This window comes from Acidobacteriota bacterium (genome assembly GCA_016196035.1).
In the GTDB taxonomy this organism is placed as follows: Bacteria; Acidobacteriota; Blastocatellia; order RBC074; family RBC074; genus JACPYM01.
Genome location: JACPYM010000010.1, coordinates 58979 through 77599, shown reverse-complemented (window position 1 = coordinate 77599; position 18621 = coordinate 58979). Strand labels below are relative to the sequence as shown.

General features: G+C 59.5%; 19 protein-coding genes. 3 read left to right on the top strand and 16 right to left on the bottom strand.

The window, feature by feature from the left end; all coding sequences use genetic code 11:
• Positions 1-4: 4 nt before the first annotated feature.
• From HY011_04065 to HY011_04055, 3 genes are read right to left on the bottom strand one after another with little or no spacing between them, the layout of a single operon-like run.
• Complete coding sequence (locus tag HY011_04065; GenBank protein MBI3422089.1) at positions 5-538, bottom strand: ATP-binding protein; 534 nt, start codon at positions 536-538, stop codon at positions 5-7.
• Between the two features lie 56 nt (positions 539-594).
• Positions 595-1017: a hypothetical protein gene (locus HY011_04060; protein ID MBI3422088.1), complete on the bottom strand. Its 423-nt coding sequence runs from the start codon at positions 1015-1017 to the stop codon at positions 595-597.
• Positions 1018-1019: 2 nt separating this feature from the next.
• Positions 1020-1412 carry a hypothetical protein gene (locus HY011_04055; protein ID MBI3422087.1) on the bottom strand — a complete coding sequence of 131 codons (393 nt, stop codon included), beginning with the start codon at positions 1410-1412 and terminating at the stop codon, positions 1020-1022.
• 110 nt (positions 1413-1522) lie between these two features.
• Here HY011_04055 and HY011_04050 point away from each other — a divergent pair, with 110 nt between their 5' ends.
• A complete protein-coding gene (locus tag HY011_04050) occupies positions 1523-1678 on the top strand; it encodes a hypothetical protein (GenBank protein ID MBI3422086.1) in 156 nt (51 codons plus the stop codon).
• 9 nt (positions 1679-1687) lie between these two features.
• On the opposite strand, the gene HY011_04045 is transcribed toward HY011_04050, so the two are convergent.
• The 7 genes from HY011_04045 to HY011_04015 all read right to left on the bottom strand — a co-directional run bounded on the left by HY011_04045 (position 1688) and on the right by HY011_04015 (position 7701).
• The gene (locus HY011_04045) at positions 1688-3820 is read right to left on the bottom strand and encodes an enoyl-CoA hydratase/isomerase family protein (protein MBI3422085.1); all 2133 of its coding nucleotides are present in this window, start codon (positions 3818-3820) and stop codon (positions 1688-1690) included.
• Between the two features lie 108 nt (positions 3821-3928).
• Positions 3929-4573, bottom strand: a complete 645-nt coding sequence (locus HY011_04040; protein ID MBI3422084.1) for a TetR/AcrR family transcriptional regulator — start codon at positions 4571-4573, stop codon at positions 3929-3931.
• A gap of 310 nt (positions 4574-4883) precedes the next feature.
• Positions 4884-5240 carry a hypothetical protein gene (locus HY011_04035; protein ID MBI3422083.1) on the bottom strand — a complete coding sequence of 119 codons (357 nt, stop codon included), beginning with the start codon at positions 5238-5240 and terminating at the stop codon, positions 4884-4886.
• A 28-nt stretch (positions 5241-5268) separates the two neighbouring features.
• Positions 5269-5655 carry a hypothetical protein gene (locus HY011_04030; GenBank protein ID MBI3422082.1) on the bottom strand — a complete coding sequence of 129 codons (387 nt, stop codon included), beginning with the start codon at positions 5653-5655 and terminating at the stop codon, positions 5269-5271.
• Between the two features lie 45 nt (positions 5656-5700).
• Positions 5701-6015, bottom strand: coding sequence for a hypothetical protein (locus HY011_04025; protein ID MBI3422081.1), 315 nt, complete (start codon positions 6013-6015; stop codon positions 5701-5703).
• Between the two features lie 319 nt (positions 6016-6334).
• Entirely contained in the window at positions 6335-6850 is a 516-nt protein-coding gene (locus HY011_04020; GenBank protein MBI3422080.1) for a GNAT family N-acetyltransferase, read from the bottom strand.
• 8 nt (positions 6851-6858) lie between these two features.
• On the bottom strand, positions 6859-7701 hold the full coding sequence (locus HY011_04015) for a phytanoyl-CoA dioxygenase family protein (GenBank protein MBI3422079.1): 843 nt from the start codon (positions 7699-7701) through the stop codon (positions 6859-6861).
• A gap of 94 nt (positions 7702-7795) precedes the next feature.
• Here HY011_04015 and HY011_04010 point away from each other — a divergent pair, with 94 nt between their 5' ends.
• The gene (locus HY011_04010; protein MBI3422078.1) at positions 7796-8632 is read left to right on the top strand and encodes a transglutaminase family protein; all 837 of its coding nucleotides are present in this window, start codon (positions 7796-7798) and stop codon (positions 8630-8632) included.
• Positions 8633-8809: 177 nt separating this feature from the next.
• Here the strand turns inward: HY011_04010 and rpsT are convergent, their stop codons facing one another.
• Entirely contained in the window at positions 8810-9079 is a 270-nt protein-coding gene (gene rpsT, locus HY011_04005; protein ID MBI3422077.1) for a 30S ribosomal protein S20, read from the bottom strand.
• Between the two features lie 276 nt (positions 9080-9355).
• On the opposite strand from rpsT, the gene cyoE reads away from it, so the two are divergent.
• The gene (gene cyoE, locus HY011_04000; GenBank protein ID MBI3422076.1) at positions 9356-10306 is read left to right on the top strand and encodes a protoheme IX farnesyltransferase; all 951 of its coding nucleotides are present in this window, start codon (positions 9356-9358) and stop codon (positions 10304-10306) included.
• Positions 10307-10372: 66 nt separating this feature from the next.
• Here the strand turns inward: cyoE and HY011_03995 are convergent, their stop codons facing one another.
• The 5 genes from HY011_03995 to HY011_03975 all read right to left on the bottom strand — a co-directional run bounded on the left by HY011_03995 (position 10373) and on the right by HY011_03975 (position 18588).
• Complete coding sequence (locus HY011_03995) at positions 10373-11332, bottom strand: threonylcarbamoyl-AMP synthase (protein MBI3422075.1); 960 nt, start codon at positions 11330-11332, stop codon at positions 10373-10375.
• Between the two features lie 18 nt (positions 11333-11350).
• Positions 11351-13408 carry a S8 family serine peptidase gene (locus HY011_03990; protein ID MBI3422074.1) on the bottom strand — a complete coding sequence of 686 codons (2058 nt, stop codon included), beginning with the start codon at positions 13406-13408 and terminating at the stop codon, positions 11351-11353.
• A gap of 236 nt (positions 13409-13644) precedes the next feature.
• On the bottom strand, positions 13645-15237 hold the full coding sequence (locus HY011_03985; protein ID MBI3422073.1) for a fused MFS/spermidine synthase: 1593 nt from the start codon (positions 15235-15237) through the stop codon (positions 13645-13647).
• Between the two features lie 370 nt (positions 15238-15607).
• A complete protein-coding gene (locus HY011_03980) occupies positions 15608-17212 on the bottom strand; it encodes an efflux RND transporter periplasmic adaptor subunit (GenBank protein ID MBI3422072.1) in 1605 nt (534 codons plus the stop codon).
• Positions 17209-18588: a TolC family protein gene (locus HY011_03975; protein MBI3422071.1), complete on the bottom strand. Its 1380-nt coding sequence runs from the start codon at positions 18586-18588 to the stop codon at positions 17209-17211. Before HY011_03975 ends, HY011_03980 begins: the two co-directional genes overlap by 4 nt.
• Positions 18589-18621: the final 33 nt, after the last annotated feature.

Genomic DNA, 18621 nt, shown 5'->3' with positions numbered 1-18621 from the left:
AATCTTAGAACGGCAAAGCGGCGTTTGCGAAAGCCGTCACCAGCGCCAGCCGCCCCAGCCGAAGATGCTTGACCATCGTGCGCAGGTGATTGAAAAACGCATTGTTGAATTCCGCCGGATTCTCAAACAGGGCTTCGAATTCATCCAGACACAGCACGAGGCGCTCGCCCGCTTCGGCCCGCGCCTTGATCGCCTGATCGAAGGCCGTCAGGTTGCGGCTCGGCTTGTTGTCGTCCTTGATCGTGTCAGTAGGGCATTGCACCGCGTCGAGTACGGTGCGCAAAAAATCCACGACGGTTTGCGCGGCGGCATCAGCCAGTTCGGCATAAACAAACCGGAAGCCCGCTTCGCCCAACCGGGCCGCGCCCGTCTGGTGCAGGTGATAGAGCAACGAAGACTTGCCGATGCGCCGCTCGCCGACGACCGAACAGCTTTGCAGCGACCGCAGCCGCGTCAGCAGGAACTGCAACTCCGCCGCGCACCCGACAAACTCCGCCGGGTTTTGAATCATGCTGCCGATGGTGAAGGGATTATGCATGGGCGTTTCTCCGTCTGGCTGGGTGCGGCAAAAGCCGGGCGGAAGAGCGGGTGGCCTCAGGCGCTGACAGCGGAAGTGGCATTGTCGTTGAGATACAACTGGCCAGCGTAATCATCCAACCCAACCAACAGATGATTCAGAAAGCCGTGCTGCCCAACGACGTTGCGGTCAAAGAAATAATCGGCGGCAAAATAGACCAGCGCTTCAAACTCGAACTCCTCCACTGCCAACGTAACCATGTGCCCGTAGGCCGGGAAATTGCCGGTAGCGGTGCGAAAACGTTTCAAACTGCCGCTCTCGACGTCCAGGCCCAATGCTTCGCCGTGCGCCCGCTCAAAAATGCAATCGGTGCAGCCAGTGTCGAGTTTGGCGGCGATGTCTGCGTAAAGATCGCCCGCCCGGAGCGTGATCGGGACGTTGATGCCCGCCTGACGCGTCTCGTATTGCAACACCCGTTCAACCTCCAACTGATGCGCCATAATCACCAGCCTCCAAACGGCAGTTCATCCTTCGCTTCGATTCGTGCAAAGAAAGGACGGTGCGCGCCAGTTTCGCGCGCCAGGCTGTGCAACTCCTTGAGCGTCGCCGCGTGCGCCACGAGTCGGTCGCCCACGAGCGCCACGTAGCGCCCGGCATATTCGTCCCGGTGCTGATTGATCCATTCGTATTCTCGACGGCGCAATGGGTCAAAGCTTTTCGCCGTCCCGTTGCTCGTTGCTACGTCAGATGGCTGCTGCGACTGCACCTCGATTTCGATCAGTTCGCGCAGGTAATCTTCCAGGCTTCGGCCATTTTGGTTGCCGATGCGCTCCAACGCCGCCCGCGTTCCCACCGGCAGCCCGGTGACGGTGAGTTGCAAAGTTTCAGTCGTCATAGCGTGTTCTCCTACTCAAGCAAGTTGGCTATCGCGCGCATCATAGCGCATCTTTCCCGCGCTTTCGCCGCTTGTTGCGCGCATGACATAATCGCGCCGGAGGCAAACCAATGAGCGCCATCACCACTGCATCGCCAAGCGAGCCGGTTTATGATTACGAAGACGCAGGGCCACTCACCGACGAAGAATCGCTGCTTTGCGCCGAAGAGTGTTTTCTCGCATGCGACCGAGAAGAAGCCGCACAGGAAAACACTCTTTCGCAATGAACCCAGCCTTCACTTCGCCTTATCAAATTCCGCAAACGTCTTCCCCGCTTCCGCCAACTCCTTCAACAACGCCGCCGGTTCCCACAACGCTCCGTGCTGCGCTTGGAATTCGCACACGCGGTCATACACCTTCTTCAAACCAACCGTATCGGCATACCACATCGGCCCGCCGCGCCAGGCCGGGTAACCGTAACCGTTGAGATAAATGATGTCTATATCCACGGCGCGCAGGGCAATGCCTTCGGCCAGGATTTTGGCGCCTTCGTTGATCAGGGCGTATTGCGTGCGTTCGATGATTTCTTCTTCGCTAATCGCGCGACGCGGGATGCCCGCTTCGGCGGCGAGCTTTTCGATCAACGCTTCAACTGCTGGATCAGGAATGGCTTTGCGGTTCTCGTCGTATTTATACCAACCTGCGCCGGTCTTTTGCCCGTAACGCCCGCGTTCGCACAATTCGTCGGCGACCAGCGGATAGCGTTCGCCCTCTTTGCGTAGATGCGCGTGCTCTTTGCGAATGCGCCAGCCGACATCGAGGCCGGCCAGATCGCCCACGGCCAGCGGTCCCATCGCCATGCCGAAGCGGGTCAGCGCGCTGTCCACGTCCTGCGGGGCCGCGCCCTCTTCGACCAGGAACTGCGCCTCGCGTCCGTATTGATGCAGCATGCGGTTGCCGACGAAACCGTAGCAATTGCCGACTAACACGCCGACTTTTTTTAGCTTTTTAGACAGCGCCATCGAGGTTGCGATGACTTCTTTGCTCGTGGCTTTGCCGCGCACGATTTCGAGCAGGCGCATCACGTTCGCCGGACTGAAATAGTGATGGCCGATGACCCATTCGGGGCGCGTGGTCGCCGAAGCAATCTCATCAATGTTCAGCGTTGAAGTGTTCGAGGCCAAAAGCGCGCCGGGTTTGGCGATCTTGTCGAGTTCGCCAAAGATTTCTTTCTTGAGCGCCATTCCTTCAAAGACAGCCTCGGTGATGATGTCGGCCTGGTCGAAACCGTCCCAGGTGAGTTGCGGCGTGATGAGCGCCATCCGCTGATCCATCACGGCCTGTGGGAAGCGGCCTTTCTTGACCGAGTTTGAATAGTTGCGCGCAATCGTCGCCATGCCGCGCTCCAGCGCGTCTTGCGCCGTTTCCTTGATGATGACGGGGATGCCCGCGTTGGCGTAATTCATCGCGATGCCGCCGCCCATCGTGCCCGCGCCGATGACGGCGGCGCGTTTGATCTCGATCAAGGGCGTGGTCTTCGGCACATCGGGAATCTTGGCGACTTCGCGCTCGCCGAAAAAGACGTGGATGAAGGCCTTGGACTGGTTGGAAAAGAGGCATTGCTGAAATAGTTCGCGTTCGCGCGCTTCGCCTTCGTCGTAAGGCAACGTGGTGGCAGCTTCAACCGCGTCAATCGCGGCGAGCGGGGCCATGATGGATTCGAGCTGGCCACGCATCAGCTTTTTGGCTTGGGCGCGGGCGGCTTCAAAGATCGGCGTATTGGTCGCCGCATCACCGAGCTTGTCATTGCGTTCGCGCGTTTTGACGGGTTGTTCGCCGCTCGCAATCTTTTCGCGCAAGAAAGCCAGCGCGCTTTGCAACAAATCGCTTTCGACGACGCGGTCAATGATGCCTGCGGCCTCGGCGTCTTTGGCCTTGACCGGATTGCCATCAGCGCACATTTGCACGGCTTTGGCGACGCCCGCCAGACGAGGCAAGCGTTGTGTGCCGCCCGCACCGGGGATGATGCCGAGTTTGACTTCGGGTTGACCGACCTGAGCCGTGGGCACGGCGACGCGGTAATGAAAGGCCATTGCCGTTTCCAGACCGCCGCCAAAGGCTGTGCCGTGAATTGCCGCGACGGTGGGTTTCGGGCAATCTTCAATCGTGCGCAACAAATCCAGAAAGTTGATGCCTTCTTTCTTTTGGCCGGAAGTCACTTTGCCGAATTCCTTGATGTCCGCGCCAGCGATAAAGGTCTGCCCGCCGCCAATCAGCACGGCGCCTTTGATTTCGTCGTCGGCGCTGACTTGCTGGATGGCCGCCGCGATGCCTTCGGGCACACCGGGGCTGAGGGCGTTGACGGGTGGATTGTTGACGATGATAACGCCGATGTCGCCGTCTTTACTTAGGGTGACAAGTTCGCTCATTGGATAAATGCTCCTGAGAAAGATGTACAACAGGCTGCCAGCCTGTTGCGGAATTCAAATCAAACACATTGCGGAAACAACGACAGGCTGGCAGCCTGCCGTACAAAATCACGTGCGCGCTGTCTTGCGAACAGCTTTCGTGGCGGCGCGCACCAGTCCGGCACTCGCCATTTTGATCAATTCGCTCACGACCTGTTCCGTGTCCAACCGCCCATTCGTGCGGAACCAATGCGGCAGCCAGAGGATCATGCCAAATAGGCTGAAGGCCGCGACCGTCGTGTCTACGTCCTGCATGCGGCCCTGGGCTTTCAGTTCGTCGAGCGTGGCGCGCAGGAATTCAAAGTACACGCGCTTGCGCTCATTGATCGCTTTGCGCGCGCGCGCGTCCAGGCCGGCGACTTCGTCCACAACGATGGTGATGGCGTGTTCGCCGTTGGCGATCATGTGGGCGTGGGCGGCGATGATGGAGTGCAACCGTTCTTCCGGGTCAGCCTGGGTCTGGGCTGGGGCAATGACGCGCTGTTCGAGTTGCGTCATGCCGTAATCCATAATGCCGAACAGCAATTCCCGCTTGCCCTGAATGTAGTGATAGACGCCTGCCTTGGTCATGCCGACGGCGGCGGCGATGTCGTTCATCGTCATCGCATCGAAGCCCTTGTCGCAGATAATCTGGGCGGCGACGTGGTAGATTTCGGCCAGGCGCTCGGATTCGGGCGCGCCGTCAGCCAGTTTTTTTGTCTTGTGATTTCGCATCGCGGCTTGCTTGCACCTACCGGCCCAAAGGCTGGCAGGCAGGCAGAGAAACTACGATTAAGCAGGTCGCATGGTCAAGGCGAACGCTCACACCGGCAAGGCGGCCTGCGCAATACGCAAAAAACGCCAGCGGCGCAAACCCAGGTCTTGGGTTTGCGCCGCTGGCGTTGGCGCCACTGCCAAGCGCTAACAAGGGAGAAGGGGCCTACTACTCCATCAAGCTGAAAATGAGGGATGTAGGGCGGGATTTAATCCCGCCCTACATCCCGGATGCGCTCTCAGCATCCATCACTTACAGCTTGATGGAGTACTACTGCCGAATACATTTCTTACACGAAGGCGGACAATACTCGTTCGTGCCAATCGTGCACACGCCGCCATCGTCGTTGGGATGCGGACGGCATTGCTCTTTATCAATTTCAATGTTTTCGTATTGCCACTTCCCGTTTTCACACACCGGCACCTGACAAGGCTTACAAGTGATTTTGCAGCCGCGATTGGGAGGCTTCGGCGTTTTGCATTGGCCCGTGGCGTTGGCGCTGTTGGCCGTTGCCACAGTGGCGTCCGCGTTGATCTTGGGTTTGCCTTTTTGCGCCTGCGCGCCGATGACGCCGAGCAAGGCACAAAGTAGCAGTAAGAATGCGTAACGAATAACTTGCGTTTTCATAATTCACCTCTTTGATTTGGGTTCACGCTCAGTTCTTTTTGGTTTTGCCCGCTTTGACGCCTTCAGTGCGCGGCGCTTTGGCGGGTGCTTTGCTGCCCGCGTCGAGCACCTGACCATTGAGCGGGACATGATTGGCGCCGGTTTGCGCACCGACGGTTTTCGCCGCTTTGCAAACCCAGCGGTTGTTCGGCGCATCGCGGGTGACTTCTTTGTCTTTGCAAACGTTCTCGCATTTGCCGAAGGTGCTGCTGCCCGGCGAATCAATGCGTTCGCAATTTTTGCCCGCTTTGTCCTGCCCCTGCACACGTTCAAAAGCCGTGACGCTCGGCGGCAGCGGCGTGACCATCAAAGTGGCCGCATACAACAACGCGGCATTGACGAAGGTGAAAAGTATTCTGCGGTAATTCAGTTGCATAAAAGTTCTCCCAGTAAAGCTCTTGGTTTTTGCCATTTATTCCATTTATTGAAGACGTGTTTTCGGTTGGATGGCCGCGCTGCCTAACCCACTCACCGCCAGTGTGACGATGAGCGTCAGGAATGCGAAGCCGCTGCGACCCGCCCAAAACGCCAGGTAATTGCTCAATCCAATCCCACCGAATAAGAGGACGAGCAGCAACGCGGCCTTACCCGTTTGGTATTCGCCGACGATCTCGCGGCCCTGATGATCCAACACGCGGTGGCAATGCGGGCACGTCCAGCCGCCCAACAACAATTGGCCCAGCGAAACGGGTTTCCGTGGCAACGGCAGTTGGGCCTGACATTTCGAACAGTTCATGGTTTTGCTCCTTTCGTAATCAACTCGCTTTTGCCGGCGCGAGCAAGCGCCGTCACCGACGCTCCTCCTCCGCACCCCACCTTCTCCCGCTGCTGCCTGGCAGCGTTGCCTGACGCCAGAGAATGTTTCTGGAAAGCGCGCGATATTACCGGCGGCGGAAAAAAGAATTTTCCTTGCGCCTGTTCGGTTGGACAAGATTTGTTTTGGCAGGCGAGGGCAGGCTTTGGAAAGTCACACCAGTTTGAAATTGGCGAGGTCAGGAAAACGCGCAGTGGCACAGCGCGTCAACACACAGCGACTGTTCGGCGAACGGCTTTCATCACTGGCGCACCAGGGCATACATCAATTCATCCATCGTCAAACCCTCTTTGGTGACGGCCCTGCGCAAACGGGCTTCAAATTGAAAGCCAGCTTTTTCGAGCACGCGCGCCGAAGCCGGGTTCCATTCCAACACGCCGGCGTAAATACGCGCGATGTCGAAATTGGCAAAAGCCCAATCCACCACACCCACCACGGCTTCGGTCATCAAGCCGCGCCCCCAATAGGCTTCGCCCAGCCAGTAACCCAGTTCGGCGGAGCGGTGATAAATGTCATCGTGAAAGACCAGACCGACGCCGCCAACCGCCGCGCCCTCCACCACGATGGCGAAATTGGTGAGGGGTTCTTCGTTGCGGGCGTGTTCGATCCAGCGTTCGGCGTCTTCGAGCGAATAGGGGTGCGGGAAGCGGTCGCGCACGTTGCGCCAGATTTGGTAATTGTTGGCGTGCAGCGCCAGCGCGGTTTCATCACCCCGCTGCCAGGGCCGCAGGGTGCAATGTTTCAGCTTGATCTCCATCGTCTTATTCAAAACCCGCGCGCCGGGAAAGCAGGCGCGCGTTGCAACCAGTTGTCCGCCGGATAAGCACACGCGCCGTCCACCAAATGCAGCGTGTAGGCGTGGCGCGAATGCGGCGAACGGTTCGTATAGCTCAGATGCGGCAATAAGCCGTGCAAGATAATCAGCGTACCCTGAGGCGCTTCCAACGGCGCCAAGCCGTCTGGCGGGAAGGGGGTGTCATCCAAAGCTTCAAACTTGGTTCCACTCTGGCCGTCGCGTCCGAAGCGTTTTTTCAATCCCAGTTTGTGCCCGCCCGGCAGCGCCCACAGACAGCCGTTCGCTTGCGTCGCGTCTTCGAGCGCGAACCAGAAACCGGTCACGCTGAGCGGTTCGGTATAGAGGAACGTCGCATCCTGATGACAAACGACTTCGCCGCCGATGTTGGGCTGTTTGAAGATATACATTGATTGGAGCAACAACGGCTGTTGGTAACCCAAGTCGCGCGCAACCGCAGCCAACCCAGGTTGCCGCGAAAATTCAGCAAACACGGGATCGAGGTCGTGCAGCGCGTGGCCGATTTTGTTGATTGAATGCTCTTTGCTTTGACGCAACTGGCCCGCGGCGTCAAAGGCTTCTTCCTCAAAGAAAAAGCGCACTTGATCGCCGGAGGTCAAAAAGTATTCGTCGCTGGTACGCGTCTGTTCGCGCGTCGAAAAGATCGAAATGACGCCGGCTGGATCAAAATCCGCCACCAGTTGCCGGGCGCGGGCGCGCAACCGTTCGCACGCGGCGCGGCTGGCAAAACCTTCCAGCACCAGAAAGCCGTCGCGGTCATACGCCTGTAATTGCTGTGTAGTGAGTCCTGTCATAACGATTCGGCATTTTGTGCTGAGCACCATTGAAAGTGAAGAGCAAACCTGTGGCGACTGCACAGCCAGGGCGTTGTGTTAAACTTCGCCCGCCATGAAAACCACAGAAGCCCGCGCGCAATTCGCCCTGCAAGTGGCGCGCAACGAAGACGAACTGGAACTTGACCGCGCCGCGTTGCTGCTCGCGGCGGAAGAATATCCGCAACTGGAACTTGAACCTTACCTGGCCCAACTCGACGATTTCGCGGCCCGGGCGCGCAGCAATGATGACACCCATGCCTCGCCCATCACCCGGCTCTTGCGGCTAAACGATGTGCTTTTTGACGAATTGGGCTTTCGCGGCAATACCGAAAATTATTTCGACGCGCGCAACAGCTTTCTCAGTGATGTGCTCGAACGGCGCAGCGGCATTCCGATCACGCTTTCAGTGGTTTACATGGAAGTGGCGCGCCGCCTGGGACTGCGCGTGTTGGGCGTCGGCATGCCCGGCCATTTCCTGGTCAAGTATCAGGCTGAAGACGATGAAATCTTGCTTGACCCCTTTCACGGCGGGCGGCTCTTGTCAGAAGCGGATTGCTTCCAGATGGTCTTGCAGATGTACCAGGGCAGCGTCGTCTTTGAACGCTCGTTCCTAACCGCCGTCAGCAAAAAACAAATCCTCACGCGCATGCTGCAAAACCTGAAAGGCATTTACGCCCGCGCCGCCGATCACCACAAAACGCTCGGCGTGATCGAACGCGCCCTGCTCATCACACCCGACGCGCTCAATGAAGTGCGGGATCGCGGCTTGATTTATGCCGCGCTGGAACGCTTGACCCCCGCGCTGGCCGACCTGGAAACCTACCTGCGACGCGCGCCGGACGCCAAAGACGCGGCAAAAATCAAAGAGAAAATCGCCGGTTTGAAACAACGCCGGGCGCAACTGAATTGAATGCGGTACCGCGCGCGCGCGCAAGCGGAAGCTTCAGCTCTAAACCGGTTGAGACAACCAACACGCTCCGCTTGCTCACGCGCGCGGTACTGTACAAAGCAACAGCCTGACCCGCCGCTGCGAATCAGGCTGTTGGCGAACTTCACTGTGGTCTGAATGTCTTGTGCGCTGCGGCTCTTACTTGGCCAGCAATGCGTTGACGTGGCCGGTCAGGCGCGCTTTGTGCCGGGCGGCGGCGTTCTTGTGCAGGACGCCTTTTTGCACTGACTTGTCAATCACAGAAACGATGGCGGGCAGCAAGGCCTGGGCTTCGTCTTTCTTGCCGGCGGCCAGGGCCGTGCGAATCTTTTTGATATTGGAACGCAAGCGCGTGCGGCTGGCGGTATTGATGACATTGCGGCGCGCATTCTGGCGGTCGCGCTTTTCAGCAGACTTATGATTCGGCATAACTCGAAACTCTCCTTGAAAACTCTCTTCAGAACTTAATGATGTGCGCCACAGACGAGACTGACCGGGCGTTTGCAAGTCGCGGAGTATAGGGAGCCGCCGCAAAGACTGTCAAGTCAACAATCCGCACGCTTCAAGTTGCCGCCTGCCCTACTTCAGGCCAAGCCAGCGCCCGTGGCCTGAACACGCCGTTTGGAAAAGCACAACCGCTTTGCTATCTTGGCCGCGACTTAAGTGCTGTCACCTTCATTTTTCATCATCTTGAAAGGTTGTGTAATGGAAGTATTAACGCCCGCCACGCCTGCTGGTGTGGAGTTCGGGGTCGAACCGGCTGCGGTTCCGGCGAAGCTGCGTCAAGCGCCCGCGCCGCGTTGGAGTGGCAAGCTCTCTGCATATTGCGCGCTGACCAAGCCGCGCATTACGTTTTTGGTCACGCTCTCCGCCCTGGCTGGTTATACACTCGGTTCGGTCAGCGCGGTCAACGTGACCGGTCTGCTGCACGTCGCTTTGGGTGTCGGCCTGTTGGTCAGCGGCACCTCCACGCTGAATCAATACTGGGAACGCGCGTTGGACGCGCGGATGCCGCGCACGCAAGGACGGCCTTTACCGGCGGGCCTGATCGCGCCGGTCAAAGCGCTCTGGTTTGGACTGGCTATCTCCCTGCTGGCCGAAATCTATCTGGCCTATTTCATTAACCCGCTCACGGCGTATTGGGGCTTGGCGGCATTTGCGAGCTACCTTTTCCTTTACACGCCGCTCAAGACGCGCACGACGTGGTGCACGTTCATCGGAGCCTTCCCCGGTGCCTTGCCGCCGGTGTTGGGCTGGACGGCGGCGCGCAATGCGGTTGGCGTCGAAACGCTGGTGCTGTTCGGCATTCTTTTCCTCTGGCAATTTCCGCATTTTCACGCCATTGCCACGTTATATCGCGATGATTATGCGCAGGCGGGTATTCGCATGCTGCCCGTGGTCAGCCCGGATGGCAAAGCCGTGGCGCGCGAGATTGTGGGTTATTCGCTGGCGTTGCTGCCGATCAGCTTGTTGCCGACGTTGTTGCGTCTTTCCGGGCCTGTTTATTTGGCGGGCGCCTTGCTGCTGGGCGTTTACTTGCTGCGCGCAAGTTTTGCAGCGGCTCAGGAATTGACCCGCGAGAATGCCTTGCGGTTGCTGAAAGCTTCGGTCATTTACTTGCCGCTGTTATGGATCTTGATGGTCTTGCAGTGGTAAGGCAGAGCCGCCATAAAACTGAAATTGAGATAACCCTTGCGCCAGGCCAAGGGTTATTTTTTTGGCCTAAGCTGGCGCCACATTCTGGGCCGCGCGTTTGAGGCGATCCATTAAGGCCAGCCCCAAGCCGCGCTCTTCGACGACCTCACAATAAATTTCCCGCACGCCCGCTGCATCGCAAACCCGAAAAAAGCTGAATACCTCGTGCGCATATTCGGCCACGTTGGCGCAAAGCTTAAGGCAGCGAAATTCGTCCCTGCGGGGCGGCGCGTTTAAGCCAATAAACGCTGCGGCCAAGCTGGCGCTCAGCCCGGCCACGTTATCAATCAGCACGACGCGCGCCTGCGGCGAATAATGCCGATATTTCAGTCCGGGGCTTTTCGGCACGGCAACGTCGTGCTGACTCGCCAAACGGCTGGCGGGAAGCACGGTTTGCAATTGTTCCAACGTCAAGGCCCCGGCGCGCAAAACAACCGGCGCATTGCCCGTGCAATCTACGACCGTGGATTCCAGCCCCACTTCGGCCTGCTCACCTTGCAGGATGCAGGCGATACGCCCGTCCAAATCGGCTTGCACGGCTTGCCAGGTCGTAGGGCTGGGCCGGCCAGAAAGATTGGCCGAGGGCGCGACCAGCGGCACCCCGCAGGCGGTGATGAATTCGAGTGCCAGCGCGTGACGCGGCATGCGCACGCCGATGGTTGGCAAACCGGCTGTCGCCAGCAACGATACATCCGGATGTTTGGGCAACACCAGTGTCAGCGGGCCGGGGAAAAAGGCGGCGATGAGTTGCGCGGCGTTTGCGGGCAAGTGCGTGGTTAGCGTTTGAAGCTGTGCCAGATTGGCGACGTGGGCGATGAGCGGGTTGTCGGTCGGGCGGCCTTTGGCCTGGAAAATTTTGCGGATGGCCGCTTCGTCAAAAACATTGGCGCCGAGACCATAGACAGTCTCGGTCGGAAAGGCGACGACTTCGCCGCGCCGTATGAATTGGGCGGCCAGTGGCGGCGAAGTCGTCAGCACGGTTTCCATTTCAGCAAATCATCACGGCTACTGCGCGCCGAAGATGATGCGGCGATTGATGGCGGTGAAATTGAGGTTCGTCACCGGCGCGGCAAAATCAAGCGCATTCGGCTCGAACGACTGGCGGCCCTTGGACGGACGCACGCGGTACGTCACGCCCGGTTCAAAACCGGCCCGGCTCCAACGCCCCTCGTCGTCGGTAAGGACGGAAGCCGGCCCCGGTGCGCCATCTTTGACGTGGGTGAACAAGATCGTCGCGCGCGCCACGGGCGTGCCGTCTTGCGCCACGACGCGCCCGGCCACGGCGAAAGGCGCCGTGCCCGATTGCGTAATCGTGATCGGGCGGCCCGCGACCAAAATCATCCCGCTGCGCGGCTCAGGGCTGTTGTTTTCGGCCACCGTGAATTGCGCGTTGTCACTGCCCGTGAAATTTGCGCTGCTGCCGGTGAACGTGATCCACGGCGTGTTACTGACGGCGCGCCATTTCAGATCGGGTAGGGCTTTGACTTGGATTTTCCCGTTGCCACCGCGAAAGCTGATCGTGTCGGACAAAGGCGAGACATCGGCCAGCGCCAGATCATAGGCGGCTTTCACATCCAACCGCCCATTACCATACACATTGTTTTGCGCGCCGTTGCCGCCGCAAGTGTTCGCGTCCACGCGCACGGCGGATTCGTTCAGCAAACCCTCGGTCAAGGCCAATTGATTTTTCAACTCAGGCCGCGCCGACCATAACACGGCAATCGCGCCCGCCACGTGCGGCCCAGCCATCGAAGTCCCATTGAAGCTGGCGTAAAGGCCGCCCCGAATCGCCGAACGCACCGCCACGCCGGGCGCGGCGATGTCCGGTTTGCCGCGCCCGCTGTTATCCACCAGGATCGGGCCACGGCTGCTGAAATTGGCGATGATGCCCGTCCGCGCATCAAACGCGCCCACCGAATAAACCGCCGCGTAATGGCCCGGCGGTTCGCTGATCGTCGCGCAACTGGGGCCGCTATTCCCGGCGGAAACGACGGTGAAAATGCCCGCCGCGCGTTGCGCCTCGACGGCTAGCCGCAACGTATCGGGCGCGCAGCCTTCCGACGCCGGGCACGTCCACGAATTCACCGTCAAATCAGGCGCCTTGCTCGGATCGCCTTGCGCAGGAGTGCCATTGACCGGATAGGGCGCGAGCATGAATTCAAAGCATTCCAGATAGGTCGCGGGCGTGCCGTTGCCGCGATCCATATTGCGGCAGGCCACGAATTGCGCGCCCGGTGCGACGCCGATTTGATTGGCGTCGCCATCCGTACCGACGGTGGTTCCCAAGGTGTGCGTGCCGTGATTGTGATCGTCGCAAGGCATGGGTGAATCAGGGCCGCAAGCGCCACCGCCCGTGTGCACCGAATCGTGCCAGTTGTAATCGTGACTGACCACCGGACTGGCCGAGCCGCGATAGCGCAGCCGCAAGGTCGGATGCGTCCATTCCACGCCGGTGTCCTGTCCGCCAACGACGATGCCTTGCCCGTTGAACCCCAAAGCCCACAACTCGGTCGCGCGAATCGCGCTGACACCAGGTTCGACACTCAACTCAGCCATTAGCCGCTGATTGTCATCAGGTTGGGCTTCGCGTTCGATGGGACTGAGGCCGCTTAACAAGGGATTGCCTTCGACGCGGGCGACTTCGGGGCGAGCGGCGATTTCAACCGCCACGGCCCGCGTGCCTTTCACCCACAGCGCATTGATGATGTAAAACGACCGGTAAGACAGGTTGCGCTCTTTCAACCAGCCAACCAACGGCGCCTGTGCCGTCTGCGCCTTGGCCCACAGCGTCTCACGCACAAAGCGGCCTTTTTCCAGTTTGGTCGTCTGCTGCGCCGCGCCGCTCAAATCGGCTTGGTCTTTGAGCACGACCAGAAATTCGATCTCAGCGCCCTGCGTCGAATGCGCCAGCACCCAGGGCGCCAGCTTGTTCAACGCGGCGGCAGGCACGGCGCTATAAGACGCGCTGGAATGCGCGGTCGAACGCATGTCGCCCAGGAAGCCACCCACCAGCACCAAACAAGTCACCAGCAATAACAAAGATGAAAAACGTGTTCTTTTCATTCGCCAACCCTTCCAGTTCGCACCCAACCGCGCGAGGGCGATTGGGCCGCAAGCAATCGTTTTATTTCGGGGCACCTTGAACACAACCAAATCAGCCACAGAGCCACAGAGCCACAGAGCCACAGAGCCACAGAGCCACAGAGCCACAGAGCTTTGTTACAGTTCTGCCGCAGATCGCGGTCTTCCTCTGTGTCTCCGTGCCTCTGTGGCAAATCCTTGCGTAAGTTCTGCCTGCTTTAACGCATCGCTCTGACCGCCGCGTCTGACCACGCCTCTAACGGCGCGTAAGCATCGGTCAACAGCACCGCGCCCTCTTGCGTCACATCGTTGATGCGCGCCGTGAGCACGCTGTCTAAATAACTTTGCATTTCCTTCGGCACCGGTAACGGGAACGCCGCCGCCTGGGCGGGCAATGCGCCTGTGACCAGGAACATGGTCGAAACATAGTTGGGATCGTCGCGCGCATCCAGTTTGCGATTGGGCGCAAAGACGCTCACGTTCCCAAACGTCGCCGCCAGCGTTTTGACCACCGAGGCCACGACGCGCGAGCCTTCGCCCTGTGCCGCGCCGACGATGTTGGCGAGGATCAAGCCGTTGGGCGCGAGGCGTGTGCGCAAACTTTCAAACGCTTCTTTGGTCAACAGGTGAAAGGGCGGCGTGTCGCCGCTGAAGGCGTCCAGCACGATGACTTCGTATTTTTCATTCAGCCGCAACGTCTCTGTCCGCGCGTCGCCGATGATGACTTTGACTGATGCTGGCAAGCCAAAATGTTCGCGCGCGATTTTTTCCGAAGCCGGGTCAATCTCGAGCACCGTGACCTGCGTGCCTGCCTCGGCCATCTTGCGCGCATAGACGCCCGCGCCCAGGCCCCAGACCAGCATGTTTTTGGGCACCCCGTTGACCGTCGCCAGCCGCTCCAAACCATAGGCATAACGCGCGCCCGAATTGTCACCACGCAACGAACCCTGCTGCACGCCATTCAGAAATAAATACTTGGTACCCTGATGATCGCTCACGACCAGATCGCCATACGACGACGGTTCGCGCGCCGTGACCGGAAAGGGGCGGCCCTTGTAATAGATCGTGCGGTCGGCGTCTTCGCCCAGGACTTTGGTGGCAACACCGCCCAGCGCCAGGCCCATCAACAGCAAAACGCCCATTTGTTTTTTCGCGCCGCTCAGCAAATACCACAGCGGCACGCTGCCCAGCGCCACCGCCGTCAAAATCACCGCTGTGTGCACGTTGAGCCGCGGAATCAGCAATAACGACACGGCCAAACTGCCCGCGACCGAACCGACCGTCGAGAGCGCATACAGGTTCCCCACGCTCTGGCCCAAATGGTTCTGATCGGCTGCCGCGCGCACGGCCATCGGCGAAACCATCCCTAGCAAAAACAGCGTCGGCAGAAAGAGCAAGACAGCGGCCACAAACGTCCCGATAACCATTCCGCCGCCATAGGCAAAACGCAAGACGGGCGCGGTGAGCAGGTCAGACAGCAACAGCGTCCCCGCCGAAATCCCGATCACGATCATCAAGGTGCGCAATCCAGGTTTGTCGTCGGCCAGCCGTCCGCCAAAGGAATAACCCAGCGCCAGCGCCGCCAGCGTCACCGTGATCAACGCGCTCCAGACGTGCAGCGTCGTGCCGAAGGTGGGGGCCAAGATGCGCGAGCCTAAAATTTCCACCACCATCACCGACGCGCCGCACACCACAACGGCGTAACGTAACAGCCAACTCGGCGTGACGGCGCTGATTTCGCGCTGATCTAACGCGGCAAACTTGACGGACTCAGCCGATTTGGCGGCTTTCGCTTTGGCAGTGGATTGCACTGAAATAATTCCTCCGGAAATGCGGGATCATGTTTGGTTGACTTGCTCGGTCGGGCGCATCAATTCAGGGGAAGCTTGGGTCAGGGGAAGCTTGGGAAAGCGGGGATCCGCAAGTGGCAGCAAACCCAAACGCCTTGTGGGCGCTCAAAAAGCGGCGTCAGCATAAGCCAAACCGCTTCGTTTTTCCATCCACTCAACTTGCCTCTCGTAGACTTTTCATTAAAGCGCAAAAGCTTTGGAAGGCATTGCCACAGAGGCACAGAGGCACAGAGGGGAAAATAGTGCGCTGGTCTCAAAGTCTTTTCTCGGTGTCTCTGTGCCTCTGTGGCAACGTCCTTCGTAAGCTCCACTCATAAAAAACGCAGCCGGATCACTTCACCACAATGCTGCCCTGCAACATATCCATCCCGCACGAAAATTTGAATTCGCCGGGTTTGGCCGGCGTGAATTCGATGGTCACCGGCTGGCCCAAAGGCAGTGCGCGTTTGATGCCGTAATCCGCCAGCACGATTTCGGTGCCGCAGGTCGCCTCGACTTTGCGCAGGAACGTGACGCGCGCTCGGATGCCGGGACGTAACCGCAGGGTGCCCGGCTGGTAACCTTTCTCATTCAAAACGACCGTGGCCGTTTGGATTTCCGCCGCCGTGGCCGCCTTGTCTGCTGGCGCTGCCTTGTGCTGGTCAGCCCGCGCACGCTGTTCCGGCGCAGCCTCGCGCGTCTGGGCCGGATCGAGTTTCAAGCTTTCCGCGCGCAGCAAAAAACTGCCTTCCGTCACCACGCGGTCGTTGAGACTAAGACCATCGAAGACCGGCACGACGCCATTCACCGCCGGGCCAGCCTGAACCGCACGTTGGGCAAAGCCGCCCGCCTCTGCCGTGGCAACGAACACCACCGGCTTCGTGCCGATCAATTGCACAGCGGATTGCGGAACGCTCACCGCCGCGTTTGCCTCTGTCCTGGTTGGCACGTCGCCGCCAAAATTTACATCAACGAACATGCCCAATTTGAGCGGCTGCCCGGCGTTGCCGACCTCGATGCGCACCTGCGCCGTGCGGGTTTGCGGTTCGATGCGCGGGTCAATATATGAGACACGCCCGGTAAAGCGGCGTTGCGGATAGGCCGCCGCCGTGATTGCCGCCGCCGTCCCGACACGCACACGAGCCAAATCCTGTTCGTAAACCTGGCCGATCACCCAGACCGTCGAAAGGTCGGCCAAGCGGAACAGTTCTTTGCCCATGTTGACCACTTCACCGGGGTTGACGAGACGGTTGAGCACGAGGCCGGAAACGGGCGCGGTGATCGTAATCAACGCGCTCGCTTCCGCGCCGGATTGCAACGCATCAATCTGCTTGGCCGTCAGCCCATAGAGCACCAACCGTTGCCGTGCCGCGCCCAATTCGGCCTGCTCGGTCTTGTATTGCGACTGCGTGTCCTCGTATTCCTCACGGCTGATCGCGCCCAGTTCGACCAGATCGGCGGCACGGCGAAAATGTTTGTGATGCTTTTCGATCTCAGCCTGGACTTTCAGATAAGCCGTCTGCGCTTCGGAGAGTTCCGTGCTGAACAGGGTCGCCAGCGTTTGGCCTGGCGTGACTTGTTCGCCCAGCGTCACGTTGACGGCGCGCACGATGCCACCCGCAATCGGCATCACGGGCGTTTCTTTGTACGGGTTGGATTGCACCGTGCCCACCGCGCGCAAGCCGCCGCTAGTCGGCGCAGCCATTGCGGGTTGCACGGCTTCGATTTTGAAGCTGGCGTTGGCTAGTTTTTCCGGCGGCAAGCTAATCAACATATCATCCGGGCGCGCCACCGAGGTTTCATGCGCGGGCGTAGCGGCCACGTCAAAATCCGGCGTCGGCACCGGACGCCCGGCCACACTGCTTGAACTCTTGCCGCGCCAGAACCAGAATCCGCCAGCCGCAGCCGCCAATACAAAAACCGTTACGACAATCCACAACCAACGTTGCTGTTTCATTGCTTCTCCTCTCGTAGCGTCACGCCCGCGACGCGATCCAGTTCGGCCAAGGCTTCCAAGTATTCCTTAAGCGCTTCGGTGTAATCGTTCTCAACCTCGATGTAGCGGCGCTGCTCGGTCAGGTAATCCAGCGCCGTTTTGTAGCCGAGCGTGTAAGTCTTTTGCACGACGTCCAAATTCTGTTGCGCCGGGGCCAGCACGCGCTCGCGATAGACAGCCAGCGCCGCACGTGCCCTTTCGAGCCGGGCCGTGACGGAAGCCACTTCATTACGCACGACCAGTTCGGCGAATTCGCGCCGGTGCCGTGCCGCCTCCGCCGCCGCGACTGCCGCTTCGATCATCCCCTGATTCTTGTTTCTGGTCGGCAGCGTAAAGCGCACGCCAAAGGTCGCGTAATGAAAGACCGCATTGACCGGCGTCAAGCGGCCCGCTTCGTTAAAGCCCAGCACATCGTAGCCGTTGCTCATCCGCTCATAGCCCGCAAATACGCTGGCCTCAATGCGCCCTTCGCGCCGCACCTGCTCAATCTGCGCCTCGGCCAGACGTTCCGCCGCGCGCAAGGTCATCAAATCAGGCCGCATCGCCAATGCCTGTTTTAACAGTTCGGCAGCAGCGGGCGCAGGCTGAACAGCAGCGAATTCGCCGCGCAGTTCCAACTGCTCTTCCGGCGGCGCGCCGATGACTTTTTTCAATTCCAGCAAAGCGATTTCGGCTTTGCTCTCGACATTGAGGCGAGCCGCGTCGGCGCGATTGAGTTCGACCCAAACTTCGTTCTTTTCCAACACGGCGCTCTTGCCGTGTTCGACGCGCGCCTGCACGAGTTGATGCGAGTTGCGGGTGGATTCCAATAACTCTTCGGTCAATTTCAGCTTGCGCGCTGTGGCAATGGCGTCGGCGTATTTCATCCGCACTTCGGCGGCCAGCTTGCGTTCGAAATCGCGGACTTCGGCCTGCCGCATTTCGACTTCGCGCTGACCGACAAGCACGCGCGCCTGCCGCCGTCCGCCCAATTCCAGCGGCAGTTCGACGCTGAACATCTGGTTGTTGTCCGGCGTGGTCACGGCCTGTTTGCCGCTGGTTTCCAGCATCGGATTGGCTTTCAAACCGGCTTGCCGCAAACGCCCCTGCGCCTCGGCAATCATCCTGCGCGCGGCCAGCAACTCGCCGTTGTGTTCCAAGGCATAGCGCACCAAATCATCCGCTGTCATGCCCTTCGCCGGATCAATCAGCCGCGCGTAGACAGAGATCGGCGCAGCGCTGGCGGGCGCGGGCGCCGATTCCACTGGCACACTCGCAACTTGCCCCAGGGCAAGCGCGGCGGCACAATTCAGCCAGAGCAAAGCTGCGGACAATCTAAAACAGTTTTTTCGCTTCATCAAAAACTCTCCTTCTCTCCTTCGGCAATCGTC